The sequence below is a fragment of the Bradyrhizobium sp. 41S5 genome (assembly GCF_011516665.3).
Taxonomy (GTDB): domain Bacteria; phylum Pseudomonadota; class Alphaproteobacteria; order Rhizobiales; family Xanthobacteraceae; genus Bradyrhizobium; species Bradyrhizobium quebecense.
Window position 1 is genome coordinate 7,881,134 of record NZ_CP083721.1, and the last position, 13,693, is coordinate 7,894,826.

14 protein-coding genes are annotated in these 13,693 nt (G+C 63.9%); 7 read left to right on the plus strand and 7 right to left on the minus strand.

Going from position 1 to position 13,693, the window contains the following annotated elements:
- The first annotated feature begins 4 nt into the window (after positions 1–4).
- Both HAP47_RS37780 and HAP47_RS37785 read left to right on the plus strand, forming a co-directional pair.
- A complete protein-coding gene (locus HAP47_RS37780; RefSeq protein WP_173640422.1) occupies positions 5–346 on the plus strand; it encodes an MmcQ/YjbR family DNA-binding protein in 342 nt (113 codons plus the stop codon).
- Positions 347–456: 110 nt separating this feature from the next.
- On the plus strand, positions 457–1,023 hold the full coding sequence (locus tag HAP47_RS37785) for a nucleotidyltransferase family protein (RefSeq protein ID WP_173640421.1): 567 nt from the start codon (positions 457–459) through the stop codon (positions 1,021–1,023).
- A 192-nt stretch (positions 1,024–1,215) separates the two neighbouring features.
- Here HAP47_RS37785 and HAP47_RS37790 read toward each other — a convergent pair whose 3' ends face one another.
- Together HAP47_RS37790 and HAP47_RS37795 are read right to left on the minus strand one after the other, a co-directional pair.
- Positions 1,216–1,830 (minus strand): hypothetical protein, encoded by a 615-nt coding sequence (locus HAP47_RS37790; RefSeq protein ID WP_231168653.1) that lies wholly within the window; start codon positions 1,828–1,830, stop codon positions 1,216–1,218.
- Between the two features lie 150 nt (positions 1,831–1,980).
- On the minus strand, positions 1,981–2,682 hold the full coding sequence (locus tag HAP47_RS37795) for a MipA/OmpV family protein (RefSeq protein ID WP_231168654.1): 702 nt from the start codon (positions 2,680–2,682) through the stop codon (positions 1,981–1,983).
- A gap of 431 nt (positions 2,683–3,113) precedes the next feature.
- On the opposite strand from HAP47_RS37795, the gene HAP47_RS37800 reads away from it, so the two are divergent.
- Positions 3,114–3,794, plus strand: coding sequence for a response regulator transcription factor (locus HAP47_RS37800; protein ID WP_173640418.1), 681 nt, complete (start codon positions 3,114–3,116; stop codon positions 3,792–3,794).
- A complete protein-coding gene (locus HAP47_RS37805) occupies positions 3,791–5,158 on the plus strand; it encodes a sensor histidine kinase (protein ID WP_173640417.1) in 1,368 nt (455 codons plus the stop codon). The genes HAP47_RS37800 and HAP47_RS37805 overlap by 4 nt, the downstream gene beginning before the upstream one ends.
- Positions 5,159–5,226: 68 nt before the next feature.
- On the opposite strand, the gene HAP47_RS37810 is transcribed toward HAP47_RS37805, so the two are convergent.
- From HAP47_RS37810 to HAP47_RS37820, 3 genes are all read right to left on the minus strand, one after another.
- Positions 5,227–5,781, minus strand: coding sequence for a PAN domain-containing protein (locus tag HAP47_RS37810; RefSeq protein ID WP_371821722.1), 555 nt, complete (start codon positions 5,779–5,781; stop codon positions 5,227–5,229).
- Between the two features lie 143 nt (positions 5,782–5,924).
- On the minus strand, positions 5,925–7,295 hold the full coding sequence (locus tag HAP47_RS37815) for a glutamate--cysteine ligase (RefSeq protein ID WP_173640415.1): 1,371 nt from the start codon (positions 7,293–7,295) through the stop codon (positions 5,925–5,927).
- A gap of 93 nt (positions 7,296–7,388) precedes the next feature.
- Positions 7,389–7,913, minus strand: a complete 525-nt coding sequence (locus tag HAP47_RS37820; RefSeq protein ID WP_092119179.1) for a MarR family winged helix-turn-helix transcriptional regulator — start codon at positions 7,911–7,913, stop codon at positions 7,389–7,391.
- A gap of 130 nt (positions 7,914–8,043) precedes the next feature.
- Here HAP47_RS37820 and gstA point away from each other — a divergent pair, with 130 nt between their 5' ends.
- From gstA to HAP47_RS37835, 3 genes are all read left to right on the plus strand, one after another.
- A complete protein-coding gene (gene gstA / locus HAP47_RS37825) occupies positions 8,044–8,661 on the plus strand; it encodes a glutathione transferase GstA (RefSeq protein ID WP_176396257.1) in 618 nt (205 codons plus the stop codon).
- A 24-nt stretch (positions 8,662–8,685) separates the two neighbouring features.
- Positions 8,686–9,291: an HlyD family efflux transporter periplasmic adaptor subunit gene (locus HAP47_RS37830; RefSeq protein ID WP_231168655.1), complete on the plus strand. Its 606-nt coding sequence runs from the start codon at positions 8,686–8,688 to the stop codon at positions 9,289–9,291.
- A 361-nt stretch (positions 9,292–9,652) separates the two neighbouring features.
- Entirely contained in the window at positions 9,653–9,904 is a 252-nt protein-coding gene (locus HAP47_RS37835; protein WP_231168656.1) for a hypothetical protein, read from the plus strand.
- Between the two features lie 323 nt (positions 9,905–10,227).
- Here HAP47_RS37835 and HAP47_RS37840 read toward each other — a convergent pair whose 3' ends face one another.
- Both HAP47_RS37840 and HAP47_RS37845 read right to left on the minus strand, forming a co-directional pair.
- Positions 10,228–12,441, minus strand: coding sequence for an FAD-dependent oxidoreductase (locus HAP47_RS37840; protein ID WP_173640414.1), 2,214 nt, complete (start codon positions 12,439–12,441; stop codon positions 10,228–10,230).
- Positions 12,442–12,459: 18 nt separating this feature from the next.
- Positions 12,460–13,668 (minus strand): acetyl-CoA C-acetyltransferase, encoded by a 1,209-nt coding sequence (locus HAP47_RS37845; RefSeq protein WP_173640413.1) that lies wholly within the window; start codon positions 13,666–13,668, stop codon positions 12,460–12,462.
- Between the last annotated feature and the right edge of the window lie 25 nt (positions 13,669–13,693).

Below are 13,693 nucleotides of genomic sequence, written 5' to 3' on the forward strand. Positions count from 1 at the left end.
CAACGTGACCTTCGACGACGTCAGGACCCTGGTGCTGGCGTGGCCGGAGGTCGAGGACGGCTCGTCCTACAGCACACCGGCGCTGAAGGTGCGCAAGAAGATGCTGGTGCGGCTCAAGGAAGACGGCGACAGCCTGGTGATGCCCGGCGTGCCGCCCGATGAGCGCGATATGCTGGTCGAGCGACGGCCGAAGATGTTCTACTTCACCGATCATTACCGCGCTTATCCGATCGTGCTGATCCGCCTGTCGAAGACCACGCGCCCAACTGTCGAGCCGCTGCTGCGCCGGCACTGGCGCACGCTGGCATCGAAGAAGGCGGTCAGGGATTATGACGCGACGGGGTAATGGTTTCTCGTCATTGCGAGCGCAGCGAAGCAATCCATGTCACGGCATAACGGATCAATGGATTGCTTCGTCGCTTCGCTCCTCGCAATGACGGCGAGAGACCTGGAAATATGACTCGGGACCAATTCCTCGCCGCGGCGCTGCGCAACCCGGTCAATCCAGCAATCACGGACGAGCTATATCGCCTTGCGCTGCCCGGTGCCTGGCTGGTGGCCGGCTGCCTGGTGCAGACCGTGTGGAATGTGTTGACCAGCCGGCCGCTCGATCACGGCATCAGCGACTACGACATCTTCTATTTCGATCCTGACACCTCGTGGGAGGCCGAGGACGCGGTCATCCGCGAGCTCAAGGCGCGGCTCGGCCATCTGGGTGTCGCGATCGAGGCACGCAACCAGGCCCGGGTCCATCTCTGGTATCCCGGCAAGCACGGCCTGCCCTACCCGATGCTGTCGCGTTCGACCGACGGCATCGATCACTTTCTCACCGAGAACACGCAGATCGGCATCCGCCGCAGCACGAGCGGCTACGACATCTATGCGCCGAAAGGTTTCGACGATGTCGCCGGCATGATCGTGCGGCCGAACCGGACCGCCAATTTTTCGGCGGCGAACTATGCGAGGAAGGCTGAGCGGTGGAAGGCGCTGTGGCCGGAGATCACGGTGCTGGCGGCGGAGTAACCTGTCGTCCCTGCCTACCGCGCACCACGCCTGACGTGCCCCCCTCGCGATGCGGCGTGCCTGATCTAGGGGCCGATGATCAAGCTTAGACTCGCCAGGAAAATCAAGACAACGCCAAGCAAGACGGCCAGCAGGAACCAGTACCGGTCAAACATCGACGTCTCCAAGCAGTTCTCCCAGTTTGTTGATTGGTCAGCGGACAGCCGCGAGATGCATGTCGCCCAACGTCGTCGGCAGGCTGCGCGTAATCAGATCGACGATCGCCCGGTGCAGGCCCTCATCGTTGCCGTCGCCCGAGCTGATCGGAAAACTCCCGTCGACCGGCCGGCTCGGACCGGCGAGCGGGACATTTCCCGCATTGCCCAGCGGCTGGGCCGATTTCTTGTCGATGACGTCAAACGTCTTGCCGTCGATCACCCTGATTTCGTAGAGCGCATAGATCTGGCTGTAGGACTCCGTCACCGTCTGGTAGGTGATGAAGCCGACGCCTTCGACCTTTCGGTGGCCGCCACCGTAGGCCGCCTGCGCCTTAGTGATGACAATATACGCATCGAGCCCTTGCGGAGACACCTCAGTCCGGACCAGCTGCTTGAACGGATCGCCGCGAACAAGGTTGGCGGGCGTGAACACGGAATCCTTGATGGTGGCAAAGGCGGAACGGCTGTAGGTGACCGGCTGCACCTGAAAGCGGCCACCCAGCGCCTCCGTCGCCTGCTGGACGATCAGATCATCAAGCCCCCACGGCTCGATAGCGAAGCTTTTGCTGCCATTGTCCAGGCCCGTGAGCCCTCCCTTGGCGACGGTCACTTGATCGCCGACCGCCGAAATGATGCCGACGGTCTTGACCGCCTGCAGCTTGCTGTCGCTGGTCGCAAACGTCGCGCACCCGGCCACATTTGCGGCGACAAGAACGACCGCCGCGAAGCTCGCACATCGACCGCTGCGTCGCATGGGCTCTCATTGAACCTTGACGTCGAATGAATAGGAGGCGCCGACGCCGAATGTGGTCTGATTTGCCGAGCCGCGGACCGTCACGATCGGGCTCTTCGTGGCGTCGCCGAGCAGTCGATCATATTCGACATAGGAATGAACTTCCCACTTCGGATTGATCCGATACGACAGCTGCGCGCCGACACCAGCCGAATGCGCCCCTCCTTTGGCGTCAAACACCGGCAGCCCGGTCGCCATCGCATGCACGGTATCGATGCTGAAATAGGGCGAGACCGCCTTTGCGGTCTCCAGCGTGAAGCGCGGTCCGGCGGAAATGGTGAGGCCGCCAAACACCGGCACGATGAAGTCCGCCGAGAAGTCGGAAACGATGCCGTGGTGCCCGCCAAGGCCCTGGCGCGTCTCGTTGCGCACACGAAGCCAGTCGACCGGAAAGTATTCGACGAATCCGCCGAGCTCGAAGGCCGCGTTGACGTCGGCAAGACCGCTGAGCTCGGGGTACCTGCTCGCTTTTCGCGATGTCACGAACTTGCCGACGGGACCGGCCCGAAAATCACCGAAGTCGACGATCGCGATGCTCGCATTGTCGCGCGGGCTGCGAAACTGGTCGACGGTGCCGGCGCGACGGATCGCGAAAATCGGGACCGGGGTGAACTTGGTGTGGTTTGTACCCTCGAAATCCGGTTTGGACGCCCCGCTCGCGCCAATCATCACAGTCCAGTTGCCCGAGACCGAGGGCAGGAAAGGGACTGAAAAAGGCGGAGCCGGCAACGTGAACGCGGTTTGAGCGGCAGCCCGACTGGGAAAGGCCGCGACAACGCCAAATGCGGCAGGAAGAGCAGCAACGACGGCACGACGCGCGGTCTTCGCCGCGCAAGAACGGAAGAACTCTCGCATGGCGGAATGCTCAAAACCTCTGACCTGGGCCTTGTGGGAAGCGTTGTCGTATGGTCGCGGGTAGGTGGCCTGTGAACATTGCCCGAAGATTGCCGCGCGGCGGGCGCCCGCGAAGCACGAAAAGATTCGTGGCTTGCCTTGTCAAAGCCGCCTGCCGATAAGTGCTGCGAGCGCTGAACCATCGCTGGCGCGATGCCGACACAATCGCCTGCAAGATCATCGACCGAACATGCGAGGCAAGGTCCGTGCGTTTTCTCGTGATCGAAGACGAACCGCAAATCGCCGCCTATCTCGACCGGCTGCTCGGACAGCTCGGCGGCGTTATCGACATCGTCGAGTCCGTTACGGATGCGAGGCATGCGCTCAGCAGTTTCAATTACGATCTGGCGATCGTCGACCGAATGCTGCCCGATGGCGATGCGCTCAATATCGTCACGACGCTGAGCCGGCTGCCGGAGAGGCCGGCCATCATCATGCTGACCGCCAAGGACGCCAAGGAAGATGTGATCGACGGGCTGAACAACGGCGCCGACGACTATCTGGGCAAGCCCTTCGAGCCGCAGGAGTTCGTCGCGAGAGCACGGGCCGTGCTGCGGCGGCCCCGCGTCTTCGTGCCGTCAATGCTTTCGTTCGGCAATGTCGAACTGAAGATCGGCACCAACGAGGCGACCGTCGCCGGCCACACGGTCCTGCTCCGGCGCCGCGAGGCCTTGATCCTCGAGGCGCTCTTGATGCGACGCGACCGCGTCATCGCCCGCGAGGCACTGATCGAGGCCATCTACGGATTCGACGACGAGATCGAATCCAACACGCTCGAGTCGCAAGTGTCTCGGCTTCGCAAGAGGCTGTCCGAACTTGGCAGCAATGTCGAGATCCGCAGCATGCGGGGCATCGGCTACATTCTGAGGATGGCAAATATCCGATGACGTCGATCGCACGGACATTGACGCTCTCGCTCGGGACGGCCGCCGCTGTGATTTTCTTCGCCGCGCTCGGCCTCGTCTTCTGGCTGTTCATCGCCCAGGAGCCCGAACGCAGCGGCTGCTTTGCGGCCGCCTACGTTCTTGGTCGCGCCACCGACATCAACTCCGGCGACAGGCTCACAGTCAGCCCCACCGCCCGATTGGAAGAGCTGAAATCCCAAAGCCCGGACCTGTGGTACGTCGTGGCTTACGGCGATGTGACAAGCGAATTCGGGCGCGAACGCAGGCCACCGCTTCCGGTTTCGCTGCCCTTTATCGGACCAAGCGGTCTGTCCATGCTCAAGTCGCTCGACCAGAAGAGCTCGTTCTGCATGGTCGTCATGCACAGCGGCCACGTCCCCGAACTCGTGATGATGATCGGAAATGCCCACGTCCGTCGTGACCAGATCGCGATGTGGTTCATCCTGAAAAATCTGTTCGAGATTTCCCTCTACGCGGCGGGGTACGTACTGATCGTGGCGATCGGCGTATTTCTCGCCGCGCGCTTCGTTGCGCGCAGCATCGAACGGGTGACGAAGCTTGCCCTCGCGATCGATCCGGCCGCGCCGCAGGGATCGATTTCGCTCGATCGGGTCCCCGCAGAACTGAAGCCGCTGGCCACGGCGCTGAACCGCGCGTTTGATGAAATCCATGCCTACATCCGGACGCAGCGCCGGTTCCTGGGCAATGCCGCCCATCAGCTCCGCACCCCTCTGACGTTGCTGCGCGCAAGGGTCGAGGACGTGGCCGATCCCGCCTTGCGGGTGGAGCTAATTCACGATGTCCGCCGGCTGACATCGCTTGTTTCGGCCATGCTGGACCTGGCGCGACTGCAAAACGGGACGCTCGAAAAGCGGCCGATCGACCTTGCGACCGTGACGCGCGACGTGCTGGCAGATTTCAGCCCGTCGGCTTTGGACGCCGGGATCGAACTCTCGCTGGAACACAGCGACGAACCGGCCACCATGGTGCAGGGCGTCGAAGCTGCTGTCAGGAGCGCGCTGGCCAACCTGGTCGGCAACGCGCTTATTCACGCCCGGGGCGCCCGAAGCATCAGGGCCAGCCTAAGCCGCGGCCGCGTATCGATCAGCGACGACGGCGCCGGACTCTCTCCGGGCTCGGAGTGCAAGCTGATCGAGCCATTCCAGACCGGCGGCACGGCCAGGAACAGCGCCGGCCTCGGCCTGTCGATCGTGCAGGAGATCATGGCCTCGCATGGCGGAGAGCTCGTCATTGCGTCGAACCGTGGACAGGGAACGACCGCTTGCCTTCGCTTTCCGGAGGCCGCGTCGGCCATGCCAATTCAGCGCGCGGCCGGGGTAAGCTGAGGGAGCCCGGTCGGTGAGGATCGGATGGGCGATCATCGTATCCAGAGGCCGGTCAACCGCCCTTGGCGCTAGCGCACCACGCCTGACGTGAACCCCGCCTTGCGGCGCGGCGGCTTGATCTCCTTCTTCAGGAAGCAATGCGCGTCGCGGCCGGCATAGCCGGGCCGGGCGTAGGTCCAGGCACGGCACTTGTTGTCCGCGGTGCAGGCGGCCTGGCAGGCCTCGTCGCCGTCGCTGCTCTTCAGCTCGAAATTCTTGTAGTCGCCGCCGAGGCGGTCGATCGAGGTCTCGATGGCGCCGTTGCGCGGTTCGACCACGCCCGCGCCACGCACCCCGGAGACGCAGCAGACGTCCTGCACCCGCGCCGGCACGGTGTTCTTCAGCCAGCACACCGCGCCGTTGTTGGCGTCGGTCGGATAGTTGAAGCTCCAGGCGCGGCAGCGGCGGTCACGCTCGCAGGTGAGCGCGCAATCGGCGGGATCGCCTGATGTCACCGGCGCATTCAGGTAGTCGCCGCCGGGACGGTCGAAATTGGTCTGCGCCAATGCCGGGCGTGCGACGAAAGCGGCCGCGAAAACCGCGAACAGCACCATCCACGCCCTAAAGAGGCGACCTATCCCCATGAGATTGCTTTCAAATTCGCACAGCCCCGCGCACTCCGCGGGGCGTCATTTGAACGCCATGAACCTGTACGGCTGATGAACGGCGGGTGCGACACCAGCGCCGTCCGCGCACGTTCCGAACCCGAATTCAGGCCAAGCGGGGACTAGAAGGCGTACTCCTGATAGGCCGGTTCCACCGAGCCCTTCCACGGGCCGTTGAACTTCTCCAGCATCTCCTCCGCCGGCGAGCGGCCGGTCTCGATGATGTGCTCGAGCGGTTCGAGGAAGCGGCTCTCGTCGCGTCCGAGATGATCGATCCGGCCGCGCCGCCGCAACCCGGCATGCGACAGGATCAGGCACTCCTTGGCGATCTCGAACAGATAGCGGTCCTTGATCCGCGACTTGAAGCCGAAACGCGGCACGTCGTCGCGCAGCGCCTGCCGCTCCGGCGCGGTCCAGTGCCGGACGATGTCCCAGGCGGCATCGAGGCTGTCATTGTCGTAGAGCAGCCCGACCCAGAACGCCGGCAGCGCCGGCAGCCGGCCCCACGGCACGCCGTCGGCGCCGCGCATTTCGAGGTAACGCTTCAGCCGCACCTCGGGGAAGATCGTCGACAGGTGATTGGCCCAGTCCGACAAGGTCGGACGCTCGCCGGGGAAGGCGGCATTCTTGCCGGCGAAGAAATCGCGGAACGACGAGCCGGAGACATCGATATATTCCTCGCCGCGCTTGACGAAATACATCGGCACGTCGAGCGCGTAATCGACATAGCGCTCGAAGCCCATGCCGTCCTCGAACGCGAACGGGATCATGCCAGAGCGCGCATTGTCGGTGTCGCGCCAGATCTCGGAGCGGAACGAGAGGAAGCCGTTGAGCTTGCCTTCCGTGAATGGCGAGTTGGCGAACAGCGCGGTCGCGACCGGCTGCAGCGCCAAGGATACCCGCAGCTTCTTCACCATGTCGGCTTCGGAGGAGAAGTCGAGATTGGTCTGCACCGTGCAGGTCCGGAACATCATGTCGAGGCCGTATTTGCCGACCTTCGGCATGTAATTTCTCATGATCTTGTAGCGGCCCTTGGGCATCACGGGGATCTGCGCCCGCGACCAGGACGGCGTCATGCCGAGGCCGAGGAAGCCGATGCCGAGCGGGGTCGCGACCTCCCGCACCTGCGCCAGATGCGCCATCAGCTCCGATTGGGTCTGATGCACGGTCTCGACCGGCGCGCCCGACAATTCGAACTGCCCGCCCGGCTCGAGCGAAATCGCGCCGCCGCCAGTGACGTCATAGAGCCCGATGATGTTGCCGCGCTCCATGATCGGCTCCCAGCCGAGCAAGAGCTTCATGCCCTCGAGCAGCGCGCCGATGCCCTTCGCGCCTTCATAGGGCACGGGGTGATGGCCCTCGAGCGTGAACGGGGTCTTCTCGTGCTCGGTACCGATCCGGAATTCGGACTCGGGCTTCACGCCGGCTTCAAGCCACGCCACGAGTTCGTCGCGCGACTGCAGCGGCGTCATGTCGATCTGGTCACGCGCCATAGAAAATCCAACTCAAGGGCGCTTCGATCGAAGGCGCGCGGTGGCAGGGACATCCGCGAGCCACAACGGCCGCGGATGATGGGGTCAGGAATATCATCGGGCAGGCACGCCGTCTCGCGCCGGCGCGGCCTTGGTATCGCTCTTCGCATCGACCTTGGTGTCACCTTTGGCGTCGCCGCAGGAGCAGCCCAGACGGTCGAGCAGGCCGCACAGCCTGGCCGCGTCGGCATCGGACAATTTGGAGCCGACATGCTTGTCGATCGCGGCCGAATAGGCGCTCCACATCTTCTTCTGGAGCTCGCGACCGGCCTCGGTGATCTCGACGAACTGGCCGCGCTTGTCGATCTTGCATTCGCGCCGGGCGGCAAGCCCCTCGTCGACCAGCTTGTCGATCAGCCGCGAGGTCGAATATTGCGGGATCAGCATCTGGCGCTCGAGCTCGACCGGGCGCAGCTCGCCCGACGGCGCGCGCGACAGCTCGAGCAAGGCGTCATACCAGGCGAGCGGCGGAAAGCCGGCCTTCTTCAAATCCTGCTCGACGCAGTCCAGCACCCGGCTCGGCACCCGCATCAGGCGGATCCAGGCGGCCGTCGCCTCGCTCGATAGCTTGCGTTTCATCGTCTAGTCCATAAGGTCCCGGCACCGACTGTACCGCACTGAATGCATCTGCATCAATCTTGACTATTTCATGCAGGTGCATGTAGGCAATCCCTCTCCGGAAGCCAAGAACAAGGGAAGGAATACCCCCATGAAGCTTTATTACGCCCCCGGTGCCTGCTCCCTCTCCCCCCACATCGCCCTGCTCGAGGCCGGCCTGCCCTATGACCTGGTCAAGGTCGATCTGCGCGCCAAGAAGCTCGAAAACGGTGACGATTTCCTGCAGGTGAACCCCAAAGGCCAGGTGCCGGCGCTGGCGCTGGATACCGGCGAGATGGTCACCGAAGGGCCGATCATCATCCAGATGATCGCCGACAAGGCCGCCGACAAGAAGCTGGCGCCGGCGAGGGACTCCAACGAGCGCTACAAGCTGCTCGAATGGCTGAACTACATCACAACCGAGCTGCACAAGAACCTCGGCCCGATGTTCTCACCGATGCTCGCCGACGACGCCAAGGCCTTCTTCAAGGACCGCGCCATGAGCAAGTTCAAGTATGTCGAGAGCCAGCTCGCCGGACACGACTACCTGATGGGCAACCAGTTCACGGTCGCCGACGGCTATCTCTTCACCATGATAATGTGGGCCACCGACCGGCTCGGCTTCGATCTCTCGGGCCTGCCGAATGTGATGGCCTACAAGGCCCGCGTCGCGGGCCGCCCGAAGGTGCAGGAAGCGCTGAAGAAGGAAGGCCTGCTGAAGGCGGCCTGAGCTTTCGCGCCAGTTTCATCAGACGTGAAAGGGCCGGATCAGGATCCGGCCCTTTTTTCTGCGCGCGACCTAAGAGGTCGCGGCAAGCGTCACCGCGCTGCAAGGCGATTCGGCGCGGCTGCTCGGCGAGCGCGGTCGGCTCACCGCATCGATCGCACAGGCCAAGGGCAAGATCTCGGAGACCGAGCTGAAGATCCGCAGGTCGATCAGGATTGCCGCTCCGGCGTCGCCAAGGAGCTGGCCGACATCCGGGCCAAATATGCCGATACGATCGAGAAGCAGGTCACCGCGAAGGACCAGACCGAGAAGCTCGAGATCCGCGCGCCGCAGGCCGGCGTCGTGCACGATCTCACCATCCACACCCAGGGCGGCGTCATCGCGGCAGGCGAAACCATCATGACCATCGTGCCCGACCAGGACAATCTGATCGTGGAAACTCATGTTGCGCCGCAAGATATCGATCAGGTCAAGCTGGGCGCATCGGCGGTGCTGCGCTTCACCAATTTCAACCAGCGCACCACGCCTGAAATCGAGGGCGAGGTCAGCCGGATCGGCGCCGACGTCTCGCGCGACGACAAGACGGCTCCGACCTACTTCCTTGTACGCATTTCGATCCGCGGTCGGAGCTGAACAAGCTCGCGACCGCGCATCTGCTGCCGGGCATGCCGGTCGAGGTCTTCATCCCGACCAGCAAGCGGACCGTGCTGTCCTATCTGATGAAGCCGCTGGCCGACCAGGCGCACCGCGCATTCAGGGAGAAATGAGCGGTGCAAACTTTCGACACGCGCTGGAACAAATCAAATTTGATCCGCATTGTACCGATTAAGACTAAGTCGGTGTACTTCCGGCTGAGGGCGTTCTTGTCCTTGTTCGAGCGATCCGACTGACCGACTATGACCTGCGGCGCGCCCTCCGCTCCAACTGGTCTAAAGATGTGACGATCGCCTTTACGCTTTTGTTGACCAGTGCGCTCGTCGGGCTGGCAGCCAGTTTGTACTTTCGGGTTTGGACCTTGATGCTGCTGTCGCCGCTGATCGCGGTGCTCGCGGCAATCGTGCTCCAATCGGACGGCTATGCCTTTGCCACCGGCGCCCCGATCACCGTCGCCTGCCTCGCATTCAACCAGATCGCCTATCTCACCGGCGCTGTGCTCTTGCCGGACCACGACGGCTCAATGGCGGAAGAAGTCGACGGCATTCCAGGCGGCCGCCGCGAGAACAAGGTCCACGGCCAGAACGAGTAGCATCAGGCCGATCCAAGAAGGCCCTTTGCCCCGCAAGCGCAGCGGAATCCAGCGTCGCGGCGGCGAGAGCGAGAAGGAATGCTTGCCCGTGGCCTCAGCGGCACCTTCCTTGACCACAGAACGCATTGCAGGACACCCTAACCCTGATCGTCATCTTTGGTGATCGTCTTGGCGATCGACCAGCAAGAGTGATGCCAGCAGCATGGTGCCAGTTGGGAGCAAGCGTGGCCGGACTTTGACCTGCGCGACCGTCACGCAACAGGATCAAGTCGGATCGATGACCGGCTTGATCCTGCGCAAGTTGGCTCAAAACGTAACGGCGCTTACGCCGCCTGCTTCTTCGGCGGGAAGCGGCCGTAGAAGGTCTCGCCCTTGGCAGCCATCTCCTCAAGCAGCTTCGGCGGCGTGAAGCGCGAACCGTACTTCTTCTCGAAGGCGTGGCAGAGCGCGACGAAGTTCTTGGTGCCCATGAAGTCGATATAGGACAGCGCACCGCCGGTGAACGGCGCGAAGCCGAAGCCAAGGATCGAGCCGACATCCGCCTCGCGCACGTCGGTGATGACGTGATCCTCGACGGTGCGCGCGGCTTCCACCGCCTGCACCACCAGGAAGCGCTGCTTCAATTCCTCGACGCTGAGCGTGTCGGGATCGAGCTGCTTGGGCTGCAGATTGGCCAGCCCCGGCCACAGGCTCTTCTGACCCTTGCCCTTCTCGGGATAGTCGTAGAAGCCCTTGCCGTTCTTGCGGCCGAAGCGGCCCTGCTTCTCGACCATCTCGACCATCAGCTTCTTCTGCGCCTGGTCGATCGCGTTGGGGCCGAGGTCGGCCTCGGTCGCCTTGGTGATCTTGAGGCCGAGATCGAGCGCGACCTCGTCCTGCAGCGACAGCGGCCCGACCGGCATGCCCGCCATCTTGGCGGTGTTCTCGATCATCGCCGGCGGCACGCCTTCGAGCAGCATCTCATTGCCCTCGGAGATGTAGCGCATCACGCAGCGGTTGGCGAAGAAGCCGCGGGAGTCGTTGACGACGATCGGCGTCTTGCCGATGGCGCGGACATAGTCGAGCGCAGTCGCCAGCGCGACGTCGCCGGTGTTCTTGCCCAGGATGATCTCGACCAGCATCATCTTCTCGACCGGCGAGAAGAAGTGGATGCCGATGAACTTGCCCTGGTCCTTGAACTCCTCGGCCAGCGAATTGATTGGCAGGGTCGAAGTGTTGGAGGCGAAGATCGCGCCCGACTTCAATAGCGGTTGCGCCTTGGCATAGGTGTCGGCCTTGACCTTGCGGTCCTCGAACACGGCCTCGATGACGAGGTCGCAGTCCGAGATCACATTGTAGTCCGCAGTGGCCGAGATGCGCGCGAGGATGGCGTCGCCGGCCTCCTGCTTCATGCGGCCCTTCGCGACCAGGCCGTCGACCACGGTCGTGGCGTGGCCCTTGCCCTTGTCGGCGCTGTCCTGGTCGCGGTCGACCAGCACGACGTCGATGCCGGCCTGCGCCGAGACATAGCCGACGCTGGCGCCCATGAAGCCGGCGCCGATCACGGCGAGCTTCTTGACCTTGGTCGGCGGCACGCCTGCCGGGCGGCGCGCGCCCTTGTTCAATTCCTGCATCGACAGGAACAACGAGCGGATCATCGCAGCCGCTTCCTTCGAGCGCAGGACCTTCGTGAAGTAACGCGACTCGACCCGCAGCGCGGCGTCGATCGGCAACTGCAGCCCCTCATAGACGCAGCTCATGATGGCGCGCGCGGCCGGGTAGTTGTCGTAGGTCTCGCGACGGTAGATCGCGTTGCCGGCCGGGAACATCTGCATGCCCATCTTGGAGAAGACGGGGCCGCCGGGCAGCTTGAAGCCTTTCTCGTCCCACGGCGCGACCGCCTTGCCGCCGCCCTTGATCCAGTCCTTCGCGGCCTTGATCAGATCGGCCGCGGGCACGACGGCGTGGATCAGATTGAGCGCCTTGGCGCGGGTCAGATTGACCGCCTCGCCCTTGAGCAGCAATTGCATCGCGTCTTGCGGCGACACCAGGCGCGGCACGCGCTGGGTGCCGCCCGCGCCGGGGAACAGGCCGACCTTGATCTCGGGCAGGCCGAGGCGAGTCTTGGGGTTCTCGGCCGCGACGCGGTAGTGGCAGGCCAGCGTGATCTCGAAACCGCCGCCGAGCGCGAGGCCGTTGATCGCGGCGACCCACGGCTTGCCCGAGGTCTCGATCGCGCGGAACGACTGCGACATGCGGCGGCTCTGCTCGAACAGCATCTGGTTCGCCGCTTCCTCGCCCTTCTCTTTGAAGAGCTGCGCATAGCTGCGGTTCATGCCCTCGAGCATCGAGAGGTCGGCGCCGGCGCAGAACGCCTCCTTGGCCGAGGTGATCACGACGCCCTTGATCGCGGCATCGCTGGTCGTCTGCTTGATGATCTCGCCGATCTCCTGGGTCGAGACCTCGTCGAACACGTTCATCGAGCGGCCGGGGATATCCCAGGTGACCAGCGCAATGCCGTCGGCGTCAACGTCGAACTTGAAATTCTTGTAGGCCATGTTGCTCGCTCCCTCGCCTCAGACGCGCTCGATGATGGTGGCGGTGCCCATGCCGCCGCCGATGCAAAGTGTCACCAGCGCCGTCTCCTTGTTGGTGCGCTCGAGTTCGTCGAGCACGGTGCCCAGGATCATCGCGCCGGTCGCGCCGAGCGGATGGCCGAGCGCGATCGCGCCGCCATTGACGTTGATCTTGGCGGTGTCGATGTCGAACGCCTGGATGTAGCGCAGCACCACCGAAGCGAAGGCCTCGTTGAGCTCGAACAGGTCGATGTCCGACTTCTTCATGCCGGAACGCTCGAACAGCTTTTCGGTGACGTCGACCGGACCGGTCAGCATCATCGCCGGCTCCGAGCCGATATTGGCGAATGCGCGGATCCTGGCACGCGGCTTCAGCCCGTGCTTGGCGCCCGCCTCCTTGCTGCCGAGCAGCACCGCGCCGGCGCCATCGACGATGCCGGAGGAATTGCCGGCGTGATGCACGTAATTGACCTTCTCGACCTCAGGGTGCGACTGGATCGCCACCGCGTCGAAGCCGGCCATCGCCGCCATCGCCGCGAAGGACGGCTGCAGCTGCGCCAGCGACTGCATCGTCGTGGTCGGGCGCATGTGCTCGTCCTTGGCGAGGATGGTCAGGCCGTTGATGTCCTTGACCGGCACCACCGACTTGTTGAAGCGGCCCTCGTCCCAGGCCTTGGCCGCGCGCTGCTGGCTCTGCACGGCGTAAGCGTCGACATCGTCGCGCGAAAAACCGTATTTGGTCGCGATCAGATCGGCCGAAATGCCCTGCGGCATGAAATAGGCAGGCACCGCCATCGAGGGATCCATCGGCCATGCGCCGCCAGAGGCGCCGATGCCGACGCGGCTCATCGATTCGGCGCCGCCGCCGATCACGAGCTCATGCTGGCCGCTCATGATCTGGGCCGCGGCGAAGTTCACGGCATCGAGGCCGGAGGCGCAGAAGCGGCTGATCTGCACGCCCGGCACCTTTTCGCCGAGACCGGCCTTCAGCGCGGCGAAGCGGGCGATGTCGGAGCCGGCCTCGCCGACCGGATCGACCACGCCGAGCACGACGTCGTCGACGGTGTCCTCGGGCAGGTTGTTGCGCTCCTTGAGCGACTTCAGCGGCACCGTGGCGAGCGCCAGCGCGGTGACCTCGTGGAGTGCGCCATCGGCCTTGCCGCGGCCGCGCGGGGTACGAACGTGATCGTAGATGTATGCCTCAGGCATGACGCCCTCCTTGATATGAGGATCA

Coding starts and splice junctions, on each gene's coding strand:
- HAP47_RS37805 (WP_173640417.1), top strand. CDS start 3,791: ATGACGTCGATCGCACGGACATTGACGCTCTCGCTCGGGACGGCCGCC.
- HAP47_RS37840 (WP_173640414.1), bottom strand. CDS start 12,441: ATGGCCTACAAGAATTTCAAGTTCGACGTTGACGCCGACGGCATTGCG.
- HAP47_RS37810 (WP_371821722.1), bottom strand. CDS start 5,781: ATGGGGATAGGTCGCCTCTTTAGGGCGTGGATGGTGCTGTTCGCGGTT.
- HAP47_RS37795 (WP_231168654.1), bottom strand. CDS start 2,682: ATGATTGGCGCGAGCGGGGCGTCCAAACCGGATTTCGAGGGTACAAAC.
- gstA (WP_176396257.1), top strand. CDS start 8,044: ATGAAGCTTTATTACGCCCCCGGTGCCTGCTCCCTCTCCCCCCACATC.
- HAP47_RS37845 (WP_173640413.1), bottom strand. CDS start 13,668: ATGCCTGAGGCATACATCTACGATCACGTTCGTACCCCGCGCGGCCGC.
- HAP47_RS37820 (WP_092119179.1), bottom strand. CDS start 7,913: ATGAAACGCAAGCTATCGAGCGAGGCGACGGCCGCCTGGATCCGCCTG.
- HAP47_RS37815 (WP_173640415.1), bottom strand. CDS start 7,295: ATGGCGCGTGACCAGATCGACATGACGCCGCTGCAGTCGCGCGACGAA.
- HAP47_RS37785 (WP_173640421.1), top strand. CDS start 457: ATGACTCGGGACCAATTCCTCGCCGCGGCGCTGCGCAACCCGGTCAAT.